Origin of the sequence: Rothia sp. HMSC036D11, from assembly GCF_001814205.1 — a bacterium.
Lineage (GTDB): Bacteria > Actinomycetota > Actinomycetes > Actinomycetales > Micrococcaceae > Rothia > Rothia dentocariosa.
The window spans coordinates 1-579 of record NZ_KV815310.1; the positions used below are offsets into that span (position 1 = coordinate 1).

The 579-nt window shown below is 45.8% G+C and carries 1 protein-coding gene; it reads left to right on the plus strand.

Features of this window, described 5'->3' with window-relative positions:
• Nucleotides 1–104: 104 nt before the first annotated feature.
• Nucleotides 105–579: hypothetical protein (locus HMPREF2958_RS07240; RefSeq protein WP_070697536.1), on the plus strand; the 475-nt coding region annotated here is incomplete at its 3' end.

A 579-nucleotide genomic window follows, 5' to 3' on the forward strand; every position in this document is an offset into this window, starting at 1 on the left:
ATGATCCTGATGAGTACCCCGAGAGCACTTCCTACACCGGTGGTCGTGAGGGAGAAAGTTCAAATAGTTAGGCTCCTTTGCCTGTCTGCATTTTAGAGAGAAACATGCCTTATCAACAAGAACGGTCTGCCGTAGAATTTACAGCTCCTTTGTTCATCCGTGAGAACGGGTACTGGGAGAACCATATGCTGCCCTATCTGGAGGCAGAGGGGTGGGCTGTCATTACTGTTGATTGTGCTGGAGTGGTATCGTACATGGACTTCGCCAGGCGATTAGTTAAAACTATCGACCCTAACTACAGTTTTCCCGAAGGTTTCAATATGCGCTGGGCATCCGAAGAAGCATGTTCAATTAGGGATAGGGATATGCGGCAGGGGCTTTTCGTTTTGTATAAGAATTTCGAGCAGCTTTTTACTATGGCTGATGATGATATAAGCGCATGTGTAAATATCCTTGAGATCATGGAAGTAAATTATGCTGGTCGTCCACTACATGGCAGTGGTCTGTACGAAGTTCTAGTTGGGTACGGTTTTGACATTTCACAAGAAAGCTTGCCGCGTGTGAAAGAGTTTTTCAACG